Raw genomic sequence first — 19,700 nt, 5'->3', positions numbered from 1 at the left:
CCTTGCCAAGGAACCTGTGACTTGGCTTGCTAATAAATATCTTAGGGGTTAAAGAGATAATAGCCTCTCTTTGTGCTATTTTATATAGATTGAAAATTGAGCTAGATTATATATTTTACAATTTAGCTCAAAATTAAATCTTTAAAAGTTGATTTTCGCACAGCCTGCCGGGCGTCCTATCCAAGTAATCTGTGACTTGGATTGCTATCTATTTAACTTACTCTTAACCATATTCACTACAATATTTACCTCTTCTACTTTCAACAATACTACTAAACCTGTATAAACTATAGCACCTAATCCTATAGATCCAAATAATGAAACTGCCTCTTGTATAAATCCTACATCTAAAACATTAGATAACAACTTATAAGTTAGCATTGTAACAATTCCCATACAAACTGCAGCTATTAATGACTTAACCATAGTATTTAATATCTTATCTTGTCCAAAATAACCAATCTTTTTCTTAAGACTTCTAAACAGCAACACTATACAAATCAATGCTGATATACTAGTTGCTAAAGCAAGACCCGCATGTCCTAAATACTTTATCAATATAATATTTAATACGATATTCATTCCCATAGCTAAAGCCCCATTAATCATAGGAGTCTTAGTATCTTGCAGAGAATAAAATACCTTATTTAATATTTCTCTAAGTCCAACCGCTATCATACCTATAGAATAACAAGCAAGTGCAATAGCTGTCATTTTTGTAGCTTCTACATCAAATGCTCCTCTTTCAAAAACAATTCTGACTACAGGTTCTGCAAGTACTATAGCACCAGCAGATATAGGTATTATTAAAAGAACTACAGTGTTAACACTTTGTGCTACAGATGTTACAAACTTTTCTTTGTCATCATCGTTAGATAGTTTAGATAAAGCAGGATATATAACAGATGCAATAGTAACTATAAATATACCGACTACAAAGCCATTTAATCTATTTGCACTATTTAGTATAGTTATAAATCCATCACCTAATGTAGATGCTAAACTTCTATCCACTATAGAATTTATTTGATTTACTCCCACACCTATAAATACAGGTATTATAAGACCTAACATTTTTTTTATATATTGATCTTTGATATTTATATACGGTATATATCTATATCCATTTTTTATTGCAAATGGTAACTGAAATAAAAATTGACTTGACATAGCTATTAATGTTCCTATCGCCATTATATTTATATTACCATTAGCACTTAGTATAATTCCGCCTATGATGAATATATTATAGGGAAAACCTATCATTCCTGGTATAGTAAAGTTTCCACTTATTTGTAAATAAGCAGTCATTATATAACTTAATGCTATAAATATTAATCCAAATATCATTATTCTTGTAAATGATACAGCTAATATCAGTTTCTCACCACTAAAATTCATTGCAAATACTTTAACTAAGGGCTCTGCAAATATAAATCCTATTATAGCAATCATAGTACTTAAAATTACTAATATGTTAAATACATTATTAGTAAACTTAATAGATCGTTCTCTTCCATCTATTTTATCAACTTCATAAAATATAGGTATAAATGTTGTTGCTAGTGCTGTTGCCACAGATGCGAATAAAATTGTTGGAATGCTTACTGCTGTTATATATGCATCTGCAGGTCCAGTTGCTCCGTATACATATGTTAATGCTAACTCTCTACTAAAACCAAGAACTTTAGATAGCATAGTAACTATCATAAGTCCTATTGTCGCCTTAGCTACTTTACTCATAAATTCCTCCTATAAAATTAGAGTAATGTATTTATAGTTTTTGTAAATACATTACTCTAATTTAAAATACTCTCTTAATTTCTAAGTTAATCTCTATTAAATAAATCTCTTGTATAAACTTTTTCTTCTACATCAAATAATTCTTTAGATAATCTATTTGATACTATAACATCACATATTTCTTTAAATTCATAAAAATCTTTAATAACCTTAGAATTAAAGAAAGTATCTTCATTTAAAACAGGCTCATAGACAACAACTTCAATACCTTTAGCTTTTATTCTCTTCATAATACCTTGAACAGAAGAAGCTCTAAAGTTATCAGAATTAGTTTTCATTGTTAATCTATATATACCTACAGTTTTAGGATTTCTTTTTATTATCATATCTGCTACATGATCTTTTCTTGTTGTATTAGCATCAACTATAGCACCTATTATATTATTAGGTACATCATCATAATTTGCTCTTAATTGTTTAGTATCCTTTGGTAAACAATATCCACCGTATCCAAATGAAGGATTATTATAGTGAGATCCTATTCTAGGGTCTAGTCCAACACCTTCGATTATCTGTTTTGTATCTAATCCTCTAATTTCTGCATACGTATCTAATTCGTTAAAATATGCAACTCTTAGTGCTAGATAAGTATTAGAGAATAGCTTTACTGCTTCTGCTTCAGTACTATTAGTTAATAAAACTGTAACATCTTTTTTTATTGCACCTTCTAATAAAAGGTTAGCAAATTTTTCTGCTCTTTCTGATTGCTCTCCTACTATTATTCTTGAAGGATATAGGTTATCGTATAATGCCTTTCCTTCTCTTAAGAATTCTGGTGAAAATATTATATTATCAGTATCAAACATTTCTCTTACTTTTTCAGTATATCCTACCGGCACAGTTGACTTTATAACCATTGTAGCATCTGGATTTATAGATAATACATTAGCTATAACTGCTTCTACTGTTCTAGTATTAAAGTAATTCTTTTCTACATCATAATCTGTTGGTGTAGATATAACAACGTAATCTGCTCCTTGATATGCTTTAAATACATCAGTTGTAGCTACTAAATTTAACTCTTTAGTTGCTAAATATTCTTCAATCTCATTATCTACTATTGGAGATTTTTTATTATTTACCATATCTACTTTTTCTTGTATTATATCTACTGCTACTACTTCATTAGATTCTGCAAGTAGTATAGCATTAGATAATCCTACATAACCAATACCTGTTATAGCTATTTTCATATTTTTTTACCTTTCTATCCTTATAATTACTTAATGTTTAAATATATACATTCTAAATTTTTTGCAACTTGCTCTGCGCTATAACCAGCTTCAATTATTTCATTGGTTATAGTTTTTTTACCTCTTACTTTCATAAGTTTTATAGATCTCTCTGCCCATTTTTCAATACTATCATCTAAATTTATACGCTCTACTATATTAGTAACACATACTACATTTGGAAAACCTGTAGATAATAAGGTAGGAGTTCCAGTAGCTTGAGATTCAATGGCTGTAGTTCCAAAACCTTCATACAATGATGTAGATATAAATAAATCAAAAGCCATATAATAATTCCATACATCATTCTTTTCTCCTAAGAAAATTATTTGATTTTCTAGCGAAAGATATTTAGCTTTTTCTATAAGTTCCTGTTTCATTTGTCCTTCTCCAACTATCAAAAGAACTGTATTATTGTCTTTTTCATAAATTTTACTGAATACTTTCAATAAAAAATTTATATTCTTTTGTGGTGAAAGTCTGCTTATTGTACCTACAACTTTTTTATCTTTTATCCCTAATTCTTGCCTTATACTATTTCTTTTTTCTTCATCAAATATAAACTTTTCAATTTGAATTCCATTTTTAATAACTTTTACATCTTTACTTTTTTTATCACCAAATAGCCAAATTCCAGCTTCATCTGAGCATGCAAAAAATTTATTACTAAAAATAGGTCCTAATTTTTTCAAAGATTTTTTTATTAGTAGATTTTTTTCATTAGGCAAATAATCAGTGGTTCTAGAATGTAATATCCTAAGTTTAATTTTACTGATTTTAGCTATGATAAGAACAAATATCCCCGAATTCACATCATGTACATGTACTACATCAAATTTATTATTTTTAAATAATTTAGTTAATTCTTTTATATATTTAAATGAATTTTTCAAATTAAGTGAAGGAAAATTATAAACTTCGCCTCCTAACCTTTTAAATTCACTTATATTATGAGTATCATCTATATTATTTAATTTTACTAAGCAAAATTGTATATTAGATCTATCTATGTTTCTATACCAATCCAATAATCTAGATTCTATTCCTCCTGATAAAAAACCTGGTGTATAATGTAATACTTTAATTTTATCCATTTAAATACTCCTTTATATTAAAACGATGTCTTGTTGTATTAATTCAGCCTTTAAGGCTGATTAATATGATATAATAATTATTATTAATATACTTTAAAATTATAATTATTATTTAAAGGCTTAACAACAGCAGGTACTCCTACTGCTAAACTATTTGGTGGAACATCTTTCGTCACAACTGCATTAGCTCCTACTATTGCGCCCTTACCAATTACAATTGGTCCTAGTACACAAGCTCCTGCAAACACAGTTACATCTTCTTCTAATTTTGGTCCACCTAAATTTATTTTTTCTCCATTAACTATTTTACCATTACCTCCTAAGGTAACATTTTGATATATCTTACACCCTTTACTTATCTTGCTTTTAGGATGTATCACTACCCCTAAACCATTGTGTATTAATTCAACAGACTCATCTATATGAGCAGTATAATATATATCACATGCAAAAACTATTCTTAGTAAAATATTGTATGCTTTAGCTCTGATTACATGATTTCTATTGTATGATTTAATAGATTTATTTAATATAATTTCTGAAATTCTTCTTTTATTTTTCATATTTCACCTCTTTAAATATATTCTCACTAGCTTTTATAAAAATCATAATTATAATTATAGATAAAAATCTAGAACTCGGTATATCTGGTATTGCTAAAGCCCCTACCAAAATCATAAGTAAAATCCATGAATATTCATTATTATATCTATATACTTTTTTATAAAATTGTATAAATATAGATATAAACAAAGTAGTTCCAATTATGCCCATTTGACATAAGTATTGTACTATAATATTATGCGGAACTCCTATATTATAAGTAGTTACAAATTGCTCTATTCCAAATCCTATTCCTATTAATGGCCTTTGTGAAAATATTCTTAATGCTTCTATATAGCTTCCTACTCTTCCAGAGCTATCCAATAAATTTTGTCCTCCTCTAAGTTCTAATACTATTTCTAAAATAAATGGAATAGTAATAACTCCTATGAAAGCTATTATCATACTTTTATAATTTAATCTAATTGAGTTAATTATCAAGTATAATCCTGCTATAACTATAAATGCATATAATCCAGTTCTAGAATTAATAGCTATTAATCCAGATATTAATATAAATTGTCCTATAATAAACCTAACAAGTGATATTCTTTTATTTCTTATAAAGTCTATTAATAATAATAAAGCCCCTGTAGCTACATATAAATTTGAAAAACTAAAATCACTCATATACGCAGCATAAACTATTCTATTTGCGTATACCTCAGTGTAACCAATTTTAACAAATAAGTTTTCATAAAATATTTTTTGTATGAAAATCATAATCACGAAAATATATATATTTATATAATAGTAATATTTCATTTTTTTTTCTAATTTAATATTACATTTATATACAAACTGTTCTCCTATAAAAAATGATAACATGAATATAAATATTGTCATAATCTGCTTTAATGCATTAAAAATATTATTAGATATAAACAAACTAGCTACACAAAAAATACTGAATAACATAATTATTATTAACGATGGCCCTACTCTAAACCTATCTTTTACTAATATAATTAGTAAAATTAAAGTTATGATATGAAACCAAGTAATAGGCAACTTTCCATAATTAGTACCTAATATTGATACGAAAGAGGTTGGCATTAATATGCACATTATTAAAACTAACGCTTCTTCATTATTGTAATCTTTTTTGAACTTTTTAAAGAAGTAGGTAATTAATATAATACCTAAAGCAAATATTAATATGGAATTGATTGATTTTGCGAATAAAATACATATGCTATAGATAAACATAATTAACAGTTCTTCTAATTTTTTTTCAGTCTTTTTCTGATTCATAGCTTTACCTCGTTCATATTTTTATCAATAAATTAATCGTGATCATTATATTTTTTAATAAAAGCCTAAATATAACTGAATTGTCATTATCCAATATATATCTGTCTTAATTCACTTTTATATCTATCTATATCTGTAAATTTTTTAGAGTATTGTGTAGCATTTTTCGATTTAATTTCATATTCATCTAAATTTATTAATAAATTAGTTATTCTGTTTACATACTCATCATTTGTTGAACATAGCCCACCAAAATCTTGCGTAACTATCGACTTTAATCCTCCTACCGGTGAAGCTAATACTGGTTTTCCTAAAATCATAGCTTCTACTGCAACTAATCCAAACCCCTCCCATTTAGAGGTCATAACTAATATTTTTGATTTTTTCATTATACTATATGGATTATTTAAAAAACCTAACATTTCAATATTTGACTCTAATTTAAATTTTTGTATCAAGGTTTCACATTCACTTAATAATAATCCCTCACCTACCAAAGCAACTTTTATATTAGGTTTTGAATTTTTAACTTCCTTTATTATTTTTATAAATCTTAGTGGGTCCTTCTCCTCTGCTAATCTTCCAATATATACAACATCATATATATCGTTATTATCATCAAGTTTTGATTTTCTGATAACATCATCTCTATTAATACAGTTTTCTAATTTTTTTATTTTATTTTTTACTAACTTAGAAAAAATAGCTTCTTCTCTAATTTGCGATGATACTGTTAGTATATTATCATAAGCAAAACACGTTGATGTGTAAGCAATAGAATATTTATTTATATACTTTATCCATGAAGGATTTTGATGTAGATGAGATATTTTCTTACATTTATATAAACTCAAAGCAGTTTTTATACTAGCCCTAAAATCATGAGCATGTACTACATCTGGTTTCCATTCATTGAATAATTTATTTAAACTATATGGACTTATATTATCTAATGGTATATAGTTTATCTTTTTTTCTTTTAGCGCATATTCTATTTGACCTTTAGGAGATACATATACAAATTCATATTCATCTTCCAATGATTTAATTATATTAATAGCTACACTCTCGGCTCCAGAGAGTGAATTACTTGAAAGCAAATGTAATACTCTTTTTTTCATATTTCAATATCATCTCCTATACTTTTATTTTTGATATAAACTAAATATATTTTGTATATACTTTATTCATTTCTTTTTCTATATTTTCAATAGAGTATCTTTTTATAGTAAGTTTATTATTGGTTGAAAATAACTCTATTATTTCATTTGATTCAAATATGTTATTTATTGATAAACTTAATTCATCTACATTATCAATATCAATTACATAACCATTATAATCATTTTTTACTAAATCTCTATTACCTCTACAATTTGTAACTACTAAAGGAAGTTCCGTTGCCATTGCTTCCATTATATTTACAGGAAGCCCTTCTTGTCTTGAAGTAGAAATACAAATATCTGATAATGCCATTAGATTTGATATATCTTTTCTATATCCTAAAAATTGAATATGATTTTGTATCGCTAATTTATTAACTTTTTCTTCATAATCATTTTTTAGATTGCCAGTTCCTACTAATAATAACTTTATATTCGGTATTCTATGCTTCAAATTATTTATACCATCTATAGCCATATTTTGATTTTTTCTGTTGCTCAATTCTCCAACATATATTACAATAAAATCATCTTCATTATATCCATATTTTTTTCTAAGTGACATTTTCTTTTCACTAGTTTGAGGTGTAAACTTATCTAAATCAATACCTACCCCATGTACATGTTCTACATCCTTAATTCTAAGCTTTTCTTTTGCTGAATTATAATCTTCCTCATTAATAGTAATAATACAATCTGTGTACTTTGCAAGGAACTTTTCAAAGTTATAATACATAATCCAATTTTTACCAGGCGCTCCCTCAAAGAAATGTAAACCATGAGCTGTATATAATATCTTAGTTCCTTTTCCTCTAGTTTCTTTAGCTGCTAATCTTGTAATTGCACCTCCCGATGGAGATTGACAATGTATTAAATCAAATTTTTGTTGTTTAAATAACTCTTTTAACTGGTTAAATGCTTTTAAATTTTGTTTGCTAAATGGATTTCTATCAAAATCAATCTGATGTTTTATAACATCTGAATTCTCAAACTGGTCTACTTCACTATTAAAATTAGCTGCAATATGAACCTCATGACCCATCTTTAATAGTACTTTATAATCACTTTGTCCAAATATTCTAAAGTGCCTTCCAAGATGAGCAGTTACTAAAACTCTAGCCATACTCTAATTCTCCTATCTTTTTAAATAACTTTTATTTTTATAATTTTCTCTACTTCTTTACATAATTTTAATGCATTATCTACATTATTAGCTTTACATATAATAAACCCAACTCTATCTGTACTACTAGAAAAGTATTCTATTTTTTCTCCAATACCTTTAGTTATTTTTATTTCTTGTACACCTTTAATCTTGATAGCAGATTCTAATCCAAAAATTCCCTTAATCGTACCATTATCTACTGTCATATATCTAATTGCAGCTGCCTCATTTATACGTTGTTTTTTTGTAGTGCTCCTCCCAATAGATACCTTAATTGATTTTTCTACAATATCTATACCTGTAGCAAGTGGTACAAGGTGCGTAGTTATATTATCTCCACCAAGTCTCGCTCCTACTTCTACTATTTTAGCGCCTTTAGATGTAACCTTTATTTCAGTATGAGAAGGTCCTACCTCTATTCCTAAAGCTTTTATAGCTTTTTTTGTAGTAATTTTAATATCTTTTTTTATATCTTCACTCAATATACTTGGTATATTATGTCCTAATTCTATAAAATGAGGAGAACCAGTTGTATATTTATCAGTTATAGCTATTACTTCAGTCTCACCATCTACCGTAATACACTCTACACTAACCTCTGGCCCTTCCATATATTCTTCTATTAGTACTTCTCCTGTAGAAGAGTATCTTAAGCTATATTCGTATGCTTCCTCAGCTTGCTCAATATTTTCCACTAAAAATATACCTCTACTTCCAGAGCTATCAGCTGGTTTCACTATAAATTTATTATTAAATTGTGATATACCCTCTAAGTACTCCTCTCTATTATTCACTACTCTAAATTTTGGTATAGGTACATTTCTTTTCTGTAGTGCTTCTCTCATTCTAGCTTTATTAGTTACTTTTACTGATGTTTCAGTTGATATAGTATTTAATCCTAATTCCTCTCCTACTTTTGCTACAGTGAGCATAGGCTTATCTGAAGCTAGAGTCATAATTCCATCAGGTTTTATCTTTTTTGCTAGCTCTAATACTCCATCTATATCTATTGTACTTATAATATGATACTCATGTGCATATTTAAATCCTATAGCATCAGGGTCCATATCTAATGCAATCACATACAATCCCATTTCTTTAGCTTTTTTTATGGCTGGTACTTGTAATATGCTTGCACCTAAAATAATTAACTTTTTCATATTTCCTACCTATCTTATCTTTTATTTTAAATCTTCTCTTAAAACAGACATCAATACTTTATTGTGATATTTTCCTTTTTTATATAAACTTTGCCTTAAAATACCCTCTACTTTGAATCCGACCTTTTTATATGATGCTATAGCTCTTTCATTATAATCAAATACATACAAACAAATTCTATTTAAATTAAGTTCATCAAAGCAGAATTCAACTAATCTTGAAACTGCCTGTGTACCATATCCTTTTCCCCAATATTGTTTATTTCCAATATATATATATAATTCAGAACTTCTATTAATTAAGTCTGTCTCTTTCAAACCTATAATACCTATTATTTCTGAGTTTTCATTAGTTTCAATTCCAAATGTCTTATTTATAGGTTCTACCACTCTTGATTCAAACCATCTTTGATGCTCTATCTCTGATACCGGAAATATACCTCCGGTTAATATCTTTATATCAGGATCGTTAGCCCAGCTCAAAATTTTAACTTTATCTTCGCTATTCAATGCTCTTAATTTTATATCTTTTGCTAGTATCAATTTACACTCTCCCAATCTTAATTCCTATTACTTATTAGTTATTTTTTCAAAATTGTCTGTTTGATTCACTTCTGTATCTATATCTTTCATAGTATAGTAACCGTTATTATTTATATTCTTATTAAATAGTACACTCGTAACTGTCGCTATTAAGATTTTCAAATCTAATATAATGCTATAGTTATCAACATAAAAAACATCATTTTTAAATTTTTCTTCTGCCACTATAGAATTTCTAAAATATGCTTGGCTATATCCAGTTATTCCTGGCCTAACATTTAATTTACGTCTTTCAAATTCCATATATCTTTCTAATTGTTCTGGTAAATCTGGTCTTGGACCTACAAAACTCATTTCACCATTTATAACATTTATTATTTGAGGCAATTCATCTAAACTTGTTTTCCTCATTATTTTACCTACTTTAGTTACTCTTGGATCATCATCACTATTAAATGTAGATCCATCTTCATTCCTTAAATCAGGAGCATCTACGTGCATAGTTCTAAATTTATATATTTCAAACGTATCTCCATCTTTACCTAATCTTTTTTGTTTAAATATTACTGGCCCTTTACTATCTAATTTTACTGCTAATATTAGTATTATTAGTATCGGAGATAATAAAATCAAAAGTATTATTCCAAATACTTTATCTAGCATATGTTTTATAAACATAAAACACCTCCATTAAATCTCTATTTATTTATAGCTATCTTTAAATTTTCAACTACATACTCAACTTGTTCTAAACTTATTAATGTATTTAAAGGTAATGTAATCTCATTTCTGTACATATCGAACGCATTAGGATAATTTTCTATCTTAAATCCTAAGTTCTTATATGCTGTTAATAGTGGCAATGGTTTGTAATGAACATTAGTAGCTATACCTTGCTCTGCCATCTTAGTTATAACTTCATTTCTAAATGATTCATCTTTTCCGGTAAGCCTTATAAGATATAAATGCCCACTTGATGTATTTTCATCAGTATAGTGTCTTAATACTTCTACTCCATCTACATCATTAAGTAATTCATTATATCTATTTATAATTGCTTTTCTATAATTTAATAAACCTTCATATCTACTTAATTGTCCAAGTCCTATAGCAGCCATAATATCAGTCATGTTACACTTATATGCAGGCTCAACTATATCATATTCCCAAGATCCTATCTTAGTCTTAGCTAGAGCATCTTTTGTTTGACCATGAAGTGATAAAGTGTTGTATATCTTGTATATATCTTCATCGTCAATTCCATCTATACTTCTCCAAGTAACTGCTCCACCTTCTGCTGTTGTAAGGTTTTTAACTGCATGGAATGAAAAACTTGTAAAGTCTGCTACACTTCCACTCATTTTACCTTTTTGACTAGCTCCAAATGAATGTGCTCCATCTGCTAATACTGCTACTCTTCCCATAGCTTCTTGTATGTTATTATTTGATTTAAATAAGTTCTTTTTTGAATTGACTACTTCAAGTATCTTGTCATAGTCACACATTAATCCAGCTAAATCTACTGGTATTATAGCTTTTGTTTTTTCTGTAATTGCTTCTGCTAATTTGTTATAGTCCATTTGGAATGAATCTTTTGCAGTATCTACTAATACTATTTTTGCTCCTACATGGTGTATAATACTTGCTGATGCTGTATAAGTATAGGCACTTGTTATTACTTCATCACCTTCACCTATTCCAAGAACTCTAAGTGTCATTTCCATTCCTGCTGTTGCAGAGTTTAGGCATATAGCTCTATTTGTATTACAATAGCCTGCTATTTGTCTTTCAAATTCTTTTGTTTTAGGTCCTGTTGTTATCCATCCTGATTTTAGGACTTCTACAACGTTATTTATCTCAACATCAGTTATATCTGGTGGTGAAAAAGGTATATTTACTCTTTCTTTTACATCTACTGACATACTAATTCTTTATCCCTTCTGTTATTTGCTTCTTCTGGACTTATATAAGTATTAACAAACTCTCTCATTACACTATCTATAAGCTCTACATCTTCTTTTTCTATAATTTTATCTAAAATCTCTAAATTTTTTCCCATAACATCCGTATTAATATCTAAAGGATTACCTATAAATATCTTCTTGTTATCTGTTTTCGTTATACCTTCTTCCGCCATAAGAAGTTCTTCATACAACTTCTCCCCAGGTCTTAGTCCTGTGTACTTTATTTTGATATCTCTATTTGGCTCAAATCCACTCAGACTGATTAGGTTATTAGCAAGGTCTACTATTTTTACTGGTTCTCCCATATCCAGTATAAATATCTCTCCACCACATGCCATAGCTCCAGCCTGTATCACTAGCTGTACTGCCTCAGGTATAGTCATAAAGTATCTAATAATATCCGGATGGGTAATAGTTATAGGTCCACCTTCAGCAATTTGATTTTTAAAAAGTGGAATTACACTCCCATTACTTCCAAGTACATTGCCAAATCTCACTGCTACGTACTCTGTTTCACTTTTTTCATTTAAGGTCTGTATTACCATTTCAGCGGCTCTTTTAGTAGCTCCCATGATATTGGTCGGGTTTACTGCTTTGTCTGTAGAGATTAGTACAAATCTTTTTGTTCTATATTCATCAGCTAGTTCTGCTACATTTTTTGTTCCAAATATGTTGTTCTTAATAGCTTCTGTTGGACTATTTTCCATTAATGGTACATGCTTGTGTGCTGCTGCATGGAATACTACTTCTGGTAGATATTCTTTGAAGATTTCTTCTAATCTTACTTTTTCTCTTACTGATGCTATTATAGTACTTAGCTTCAACTCATCCCCATGTTTTCTAATTAGTTCTTGCTGTATTGCATAAGCATTATTTTCGTAGTTGTCTAGTATTATTAGGTGTTTTGGATTGAATCCTGCTATTTGTCTGCATAGTTCGCTTCCTATACTTCCTCCTCCTCCTGTAACTAGTACTACTTTATTTTGAATGTATTCGCTTATTTCTCCTAGGTTTACTTTGATAGGTTCTCTACCTAGCAGATCTTCTATATCTACATCTCTAATTTTCTTTATATCTACTTTACCATCTATGATTTCATATACCCCTGGTATAGTTTTCACTTTGCATTTTGTAGATTTACATTTTTCTATGATTACTTTTTTTCTTTCATTGTCTAGATTAGCCATCGCTAATATAATTTCGTCTATGTCATGTTCCTTTACTATTTCTTTTATATCTTTTGTTTTTCCTAGTATTTTTACATTATGTATTCTTCTACCTAATTTATTTACATCGTCATCTATTATCCCTACTGGAATTTTCCCTAGTTGTGGGTTTTCTTTTAATTCGTTGATGATCATTTCACCAGCATTTCCTGCACCTACTACTAATACTCTAGTATTGCCTTCTCTAGGTAGTGTTCTTTTTCTGATTCTTCTTCCTGTTCTGTATGTTAATCTTATTCCTCCTGTAAAAGCTACTACTAGTATAGTACTTACTATATAAAACAAGATTGGATAGTCATTCCCCGTATATTTGTGTATAAGATATAATGGAAGTACATATATGATACATGCTACTACTATGGATACCATTTCTTCTTCTCCTGCATATCTCCATAGACTTGAGTAGCATTTGAAAATTGTAAAGGATAATGTATGTAGTGCTAGGTATGTAACTACTGCTAATATAATGCTACTTGTTGGTTCTATTTCTAGCAGTCCTGTTAGTTTTTGGGCTATTAGTATAGATATCAATACACTGCACATGTCTATTATCCATAGTGTTATCTGTCTTACCTTATATGAACTTAGTACTTTTTCTAATACACTTTGCTGGGGTTGTTGTTGTTGTTCCATTTTCTCCCCTTCTTATACTCAATTTAGTTTAAGTTACTTCTTTTTCTTAGCTCTTCTACCCTTATGAGCTACTTCTTCTTGCTGATAGTAATAGTTATAATAATCACTAGCTGCACCTTCGGGCTTGTACTTGTTCAGTACTACCCCTAATATATTTGCATTGACCTTATCTAATCTTTCCTTAGCCATCTTCACCATATCTATATCAGCTTCGCCTGCTGCAGCGACCAACACACATCCATCACTATATGTAGATATTATACCTGCATCAGTTATAATACCTATTGGTGGTGCATCTATAAATATATAATCATAATGATGTTTCAAACTCTCTACAAAAGCCCTCATCTTTTTTGATGATAGCATCTCAGATGGGTTTGGCGGTATCTTACCAGCTGTTAATACATGAAGGTTTTTGATTTCTGTACTACACACACATTCTATAAAATCTTTATTATCTACCAATAAATCTGTAACCCCTCGTGCATTACTAACACCAAACATTCTGTGAACAGAAGGATTTCTTAAATCTCCATCTAATATCAATACTTTCTTTTCTAAATTTGCAAAACTCACTGCTAGGTTTGCCATTACTGTAGACTTACCTTCATTTTGTTTTGAGCTTGTTACTGTTATTACTTTTATTTCTTCATCTAAATTAGAAAATTCTATATTTGTTCTTATTCCTCTATAACTTTCAGATACAGGGGATTTGGGTTCTTTTATGCTTATTAGTTTTTTCATGTCTTGCCCCCTTATATATTTTCATAAGGTACTACACCAAGTAGAGGTAGTCCTAAGTGTTTTTCTATATCTTGTGGTGTTTTTATTTTTTTGTCCATATATTCTATTACAAACACTACAAATAATCCTATCATTGCTCCTAGTACTGCCGCTATAGCCACATTCATTACTTTGTTCGGCTTGATAGGATTTACTGGTTCTACTGCTGCATCTATTACTTCTACGCTATTTGCATTTGTTATTCTTTTTGCTTCAGCTGTGAATATACCTGGTATTGCATTTGCTATATCCTGTGCTTTTTTAGGATTTGTATCCTCTACACTTATGCTTATTATTTGAGTATCTTTTACTGGTGACACTGTGATTTTATTTGCTATTTCTTCATATGTTAAGTCTAAGTTTAATTGTTCTATTACTGGCTCTAGTACTGTTCTAGATTTTATTATTTCTCCATATGTTATAGCTAGTTTTTGTGTAACGTTTAGTTGATCTCCTGTCACTACTTGTTGTTGTTCTGTTGGTTGATTGGTACTAACTATTAATGTTGTTTTGGATTGGTATACTGGACTTAGTAAGAAAAAGCTTATTGCTGCACTTACTGCTATTGCTACTACTGTTATTATTGCAATTATAGGAGATTTTTTCCTTATTATTGCAATATATTCTTTTAAGTCTATTGTTTCTTCCATTTCTTCCTCCTAATTCTTTGTTGATATTTGATGATATTATTTATTTTTAATTATTTTTACTATCATTAATGACGAAAATTATTTTAACATATAATCCTTTTAGTGTATATGCTTTCGACATTATTATACATTTTTGGATAAAATTAGTTTTTTTACTCTTGCTCATCAGGTTCTATATTATCTGAATTATTGTTTCCTGAATTTTGATTGTTGTCGTTTGACCCTTCACCTGGGTTTTCTTCATTTTCTTCTGATCCATTTCCTTGGTTTTCTTCATTTTCTTCTGATCCATTTCCTTGGTTTTCTTCATTTTCTCCTGAGTTATTATCTTCTCCATCGTTTGAGTCATTGCTATTATTTGAATCATTGCTACCACCACCTGTTGATGGTCTATTTCCTCCTGTTGGTGGTCTTGTACTTGATGTAGGTGGAGTATACCTATCATCATCTTCTTCAGAATTATTATTTTGTATTTCTGTTTTTTCTTCATTTTGAGGTAATTCATCAATAATTTTGTTATTTTCAACAAATGCTAGTGGTATATATGTCTTATTTTTTTCAATTATTATATCTGTATCTTTTGGCACAACATATCCATTAATTACTTCAGTATCTATTGCCACATATTTTTCTCCAATTTTTGCAAAAGTTTCATTTGTATCTATTACTATGCTTTTGTTGTATTTTTGAAGTATTATTTTATTTTCGATAGCTGTTAATTTCATGTCTAGTTTGTCTGCTATTTCTTCTATACTGGTGTATTTATTGTTATTTTTTTGATATATTTCTACATCTGCATATATTATTGATGTGCTTATGGAAAGAGCTAGTGCTGTGATAATTGCATATTTTTTTTTCATAATTCCCCCTAATTATACCTTATTATTTACTTTATTTTTTCATATACATTATTTATTATTTTAGTTTTATATTGTCCATCATATTCAAAGCTTTCTTGTTTGTCACTGTTTGTGTATGCAACTATATTTAATGTTCCTAAGTTTTTGTTAGGATTTTCATTTCTTATTACACTTCCTATAAATCTAATTTGTGATATAGCTTCCCTTGGATCCTTTAAGCCCTTTATTATCATTTCTATTTTTGTTGTATCGTTATTTTCTTCAATGTTATATATTTTGTAGTCTTTTGGTATTATATCTTCTTCTATTTCTACACTATAGTGGTTTTGTATTTGGATTTTGTTGTTACTCGAAGGCACTATTTTGGTTTGTACCGTTTCTACCTCTCCATTAAAATTTTTAGCTATTTCTATTTCATCAAATATGTATATTTCATATTTTTCATCCATGTTTTCGTTATTTTGTATTAATTGATTTGTTATGTATGCCATTTCTTTAGAATTGAATTTTCTTTTTGCATATATTGTAAATATATTAGTTTCTTCATCTTTGTTTATTATTTCATACTCATCTTCGTTTACTTTATATTTATCTATCGTTGATGTATCGTTCAAAGATGCATAATTATCCTCTTTACTTTTTAAATTCCCTTGGGATAGTGTAAATCCAGCCACTATCATCCCTGTTATAAGTATCGAAATTATTACTATTTTTTTTTCTTTTTTATTAATTTTCACTTTTACCTCCTACATTATGTGCTTAGTTGTCTAGTCAGATTTATTTACTTTTTATACACATTCACTATATATTCTATATTTTTTACCAACATTTTACAAGTTTGTTATAATTTTAAATATTAAAAACAAAAGATACTATTTTTCCTTAGAAAAATAGTATCTTTTGTTTTTAATATTTAAATAATTTATTCCAAAATGTTCTCTTCGTTCTATACAGTTTCATATCAGATAGTGCTGTATCTTCTAAAAGGTTTTTAGGATTTTGAGAAAATAGTATTTCAGCATTTTCTTCTCCATAGTTATCTATTATATATGAATATGCTTGTCTAAGTTGCGGGCGTCTATTATTAGCTCCATGAGCATCACTACCAACTAAGTGTACACAGTTTTGTTTTAGTAATTTCTGACATACTTCACTTGCAGCTTTTGATCCTTTTTTTAGTATACTTGATGCATTTACTTGTATATATGCTCCTTCTTCTATAGCTTTTGTTATTATGTTTGTGTTTTGTTGCACTTCTTTGTATCTTTCTACATGAGCTAGTATTACATTGTATCCTTTTAATTTAAATTCATATACTACTTCTTCTAAATTATCTGGAAATCTAGTTGGAGCAAATTCTAGTAGTATATACTTGCTGTTATTTAGTGTGTAGAAGTCTTTTTTATTGCTATTTATATGTTCTAATAGACTTTCATTATAGTATAGCTCATTCCCTAATAATAATTCTACATCTATGTTTTTTTCTCTTAATATTTTGTTTAATTTTTCTAGTTCTGTTTTTAATTCTTCTCCACTTACGTATTCAAAGTCTGGGTTAAAATGCGATGTGTTTATTATTTTTTTTATGCCATCTTCCTGTGCTATTCTGGCCATCTCTATTGCGTCATCTATGCTTTTGGCTCCATCATCTACAGGCAATATGTGACAATGTATATCTATCATACCTTCTCCTCCATTTTTTACATTAGTTTTTTATGTTTTATTTATATTAATCAAAAAGAGAAGATATCTCTCTTCTCTTTAGTTTCTTCTATTAGCATATGTTACTCTCTATCTTTCCTAATTTTATATTATCTCAACTATATTTGCAAATTAAATTTATACTCTTTAAAAAAGATTAAAGGCTATCGCATAGCTAATTAATTATTAGTTAAGCGATAGCCTTTTATTTTACTTATTCTGTAATAGCTACTCCATCAGGTCCTAATGTTACTCCATCTATTTCTGTATTTATTGCCATTTTTCCATCTTCATAGAAGTAGTATTTTTTTCCATCTATTTCTTGCCAACCTGTTTGCATTACTCCATCTTTATTGAAGTAGTATTTATTTCCATTTATTTCTTGCCAGCCTGTTTGCATTACTCCTTCTTTATTGAAGTAGTATTTATTTTTATTTATTACTTGCCAGCCTGTTTGCATTGCTCCTTCTTTATTGAAGTAGTATTTATTTTTATTTATTACTTGCCAGCCTGTTTGCATTACTCCTTCTTTATTGAAGTAGTATTTATTTTTATTTATTACTTGCCAGCCTGTTTGCATTACTCCTTCTTTATTAAAGTAGTATTTATTTTTATTTATTACTTGCCAGCCTGTTTGCATTGCTCCTTCTTTATTGAAGTAGTATTTATTTTTATTTATTACTTGCCAGCCTGTTTGCATTGCTCCTTCTTTATTAAAGTAGTATTTATTTTTATTTATTACTTGCCAGTTTGTTTGCATTACTCCTTCTTTATTAAAGTAGTATTTATTTTTATTTATTACTTGCCAGTTTGTTTGCATTGCTCCTTCTTTATTAAAGTAGTATTTATTTTTATTTATTACTTGCCAGTTTGTTTGCATTACTCCTTCTTTATTGAAGTAATATTTATTTTTATTTATTACTTGCCAGCCTGTTACTTTTTTTCCTTGTTCGTTATAGTAATATTTTTTACCATTTATTGTTTGCCATCCTTTTTTAATAGGTGGTGTTGGTTTATCACTATCATTTAAATTTATCCCATATCCTGCTGCTATTTGCTTATAGCTTTGGTTTGTATTTTTTAGAATTACAACACTATATTTTGGTATTCTATCAAATAACCATCTTACTTCTGAGTTATGCATTCTAATACATCCACCTGATATGTGCTTTCCTATTGAGCTTTCGTTGTTATTCCCATGTATTGCATAAGTTGAACCATAAGTTCCTCTAATTTTTAACCCTAGCCATCTATTTCCTAATGGATTTCTAGGGCTACCTCCTGGTATTCCTAGTTTGTAGTAAGGTCTATTTATTATTTTGTTTACTATCACTGATTTTCCTGTTGGTGTTGGTGTACTTGCTTTTCCTGTTGCAACGGCAAATTCTTTCACTAATTTATTATTCACAAAATAACCCATTTTATTGGTTCTGGTATTTATTATTAGTAATTGATTACTCGCTGCTTCTACGTATGGCATTGTAGGTATTGATATACCTATTATCATAAGTAATATTAGTATTACGATTTGATATTTCTTTATTTTTTTGTTCATATTTTCCACCCCTTCACTTAAATACATTTAGATGCTAAGGGGCTGTTTTCCTTTAGTTTTATTCTTTGTAATTGTGTGTGTTTTCAACATTTTAATACTTATATTCTTTTTTTTGTGAAAGTTATGAGATTTTATAGTATAGTATTATCTGTTTTTTTATCTTTTTTACATATTACTGCACAGTCAAAAGTTCATATGATTAAGAAGCCTGAAAAAATTCTCTTTTTTGGGCTTCTTCCTGCTTTTCTTTAATTATTTTAGTTATGCTTAAATCCCTATTTTTACCCAAACTCAATAAAATAATATAGCGA

18 protein-coding genes are annotated in these 19,700 nt (G+C 28.5%); all 18 read right to left on the bottom strand.

Annotated elements, in window-relative coordinates; translation table 11 throughout:
• Positions 1 to 204: 204 nt before the first annotated feature.
• On the bottom strand, positions 205 to 1,743 hold the full coding sequence (murJ, locus tag ACRC03_RS14885) for a murein biosynthesis integral membrane protein MurJ (RefSeq protein ID WP_438653376.1): 1,539 nt from the start codon (positions 1,741 to 1,743) through the stop codon (positions 205 to 207).
• Between the two features lie 86 nt (positions 1,744 to 1,829).
• Positions 1,830 to 2,996, bottom strand: a complete 1,167-nt coding sequence (locus ACRC03_RS14880) for a nucleotide sugar dehydrogenase (RefSeq protein WP_438653375.1) — start codon at positions 2,994 to 2,996, stop codon at positions 1,830 to 1,832.
• Positions 2,997 to 3,022: 26 nt separating this feature from the next.
• Entirely contained in the window at positions 3,023 to 4,129 is a 1,107-nt protein-coding gene (locus ACRC03_RS14875; RefSeq protein WP_438653374.1) for a glycosyltransferase, read from the bottom strand.
• 83 nt (positions 4,130 to 4,212) lie between these two features.
• A complete protein-coding gene (locus tag ACRC03_RS14870; RefSeq protein WP_438653373.1) occupies positions 4,213 to 4,692 on the bottom strand; it encodes a serine O-acetyltransferase in 480 nt (159 codons plus the stop codon).
• On the bottom strand, positions 4,682 to 5,986 hold the full coding sequence (locus ACRC03_RS14865) for an O-antigen ligase family protein (protein WP_438653372.1): 1,305 nt from the start codon (positions 5,984 to 5,986) through the stop codon (positions 4,682 to 4,684). Before ACRC03_RS14865 ends, ACRC03_RS14870 begins: the two co-directional genes overlap by 11 nt.
• Positions 5,987 to 6,072: 86 nt before the next feature.
• The gene (locus ACRC03_RS14860) at positions 6,073 to 7,107 is read right to left on the bottom strand and encodes a glycosyltransferase (protein ID WP_438653371.1); all 1,035 of its coding nucleotides are present in this window, start codon (positions 7,105 to 7,107) and stop codon (positions 6,073 to 6,075) included.
• Between the two features lie 40 nt (positions 7,108 to 7,147).
• Positions 7,148 to 8,272: a glycosyltransferase family 4 protein gene (locus ACRC03_RS14855; RefSeq protein ID WP_438653370.1), complete on the bottom strand. Its 1,125-nt coding sequence runs from the start codon at positions 8,270 to 8,272 to the stop codon at positions 7,148 to 7,150.
• Between the two features lie 20 nt (positions 8,273 to 8,292).
• The gene (locus tag ACRC03_RS14850; protein ID WP_438653369.1) at positions 8,293 to 9,474 is read right to left on the bottom strand and encodes an ATP-grasp domain-containing protein; all 1,182 of its coding nucleotides are present in this window, start codon (positions 9,472 to 9,474) and stop codon (positions 8,293 to 8,295) included.
• Between the two features lie 21 nt (positions 9,475 to 9,495).
• On the bottom strand, positions 9,496 to 10,017 hold the full coding sequence (locus ACRC03_RS14845) for a GNAT family N-acetyltransferase (RefSeq protein ID WP_438653368.1): 522 nt from the start codon (positions 10,015 to 10,017) through the stop codon (positions 9,496 to 9,498).
• 27 nt (positions 10,018 to 10,044) lie between these two features.
• Positions 10,045 to 10,695, bottom strand: coding sequence for a sugar transferase (locus ACRC03_RS14840; RefSeq protein WP_438653367.1), 651 nt, complete (start codon positions 10,693 to 10,695; stop codon positions 10,045 to 10,047).
• A 20-nt stretch (positions 10,696 to 10,715) separates the two neighbouring features.
• Positions 10,716 to 11,939 (bottom strand): DegT/DnrJ/EryC1/StrS family aminotransferase, encoded by a 1,224-nt coding sequence (locus ACRC03_RS14835; protein WP_438653366.1) that lies wholly within the window; start codon positions 11,937 to 11,939, stop codon positions 10,716 to 10,718.
• The gene (locus tag ACRC03_RS14830; RefSeq protein WP_438653365.1) at positions 11,930 to 13,840 is read right to left on the bottom strand and encodes a polysaccharide biosynthesis protein; all 1,911 of its coding nucleotides are present in this window, start codon (positions 13,838 to 13,840) and stop codon (positions 11,930 to 11,932) included. The genes ACRC03_RS14835 and ACRC03_RS14830 overlap by 10 nt, the downstream gene beginning before the upstream one ends.
• Before the next feature lie 33 nt (positions 13,841 to 13,873).
• Positions 13,874 to 14,584 carry a CpsD/CapB family tyrosine-protein kinase gene (locus tag ACRC03_RS14825; protein ID WP_438653364.1) on the bottom strand — a complete coding sequence of 237 codons (711 nt, stop codon included), beginning with the start codon at positions 14,582 to 14,584 and terminating at the stop codon, positions 13,874 to 13,876.
• Between the two features lie 11 nt (positions 14,585 to 14,595).
• Positions 14,596 to 15,273, bottom strand: coding sequence for a YveK family protein (locus ACRC03_RS14820; RefSeq protein ID WP_438653363.1), 678 nt, complete (start codon positions 15,271 to 15,273; stop codon positions 14,596 to 14,598).
• 152 nt (positions 15,274 to 15,425) lie between these two features.
• Positions 15,426 to 16,133 carry a stalk domain-containing protein gene (locus ACRC03_RS14815; protein WP_438653362.1) on the bottom strand — a complete coding sequence of 236 codons (708 nt, stop codon included), beginning with the start codon at positions 16,131 to 16,133 and terminating at the stop codon, positions 15,426 to 15,428.
• Between the two features lie 26 nt (positions 16,134 to 16,159).
• A complete protein-coding gene (locus ACRC03_RS14810; RefSeq protein WP_438653361.1) occupies positions 16,160 to 16,870 on the bottom strand; it encodes a hypothetical protein in 711 nt (236 codons plus the stop codon).
• A gap of 169 nt (positions 16,871 to 17,039) precedes the next feature.
• Positions 17,040 to 17,816: a tyrosine-protein phosphatase gene (locus tag ACRC03_RS14805; protein ID WP_438653360.1), complete on the bottom strand. Its 777-nt coding sequence runs from the start codon at positions 17,814 to 17,816 to the stop codon at positions 17,040 to 17,042.
• A 232-nt stretch (positions 17,817 to 18,048) separates the two neighbouring features.
• Positions 18,049 to 19,389, bottom strand: a complete 1,341-nt coding sequence (locus ACRC03_RS14800) for a L,D-transpeptidase (protein ID WP_438653359.1) — start codon at positions 19,387 to 19,389, stop codon at positions 18,049 to 18,051.
• Positions 19,390 to 19,700 lie beyond the last annotated feature (311 nt).

The organism is Romboutsia sp., assembly GCF_051659545.1.
Lineage (GTDB): Bacteria > Bacillota > Clostridia > Peptostreptococcales > Peptostreptococcaceae > JBOFOR01.
Note: the sequence above shows the minus strand (reverse complement) of the source record. Positions and strands in the feature narration are given on the sequence as shown.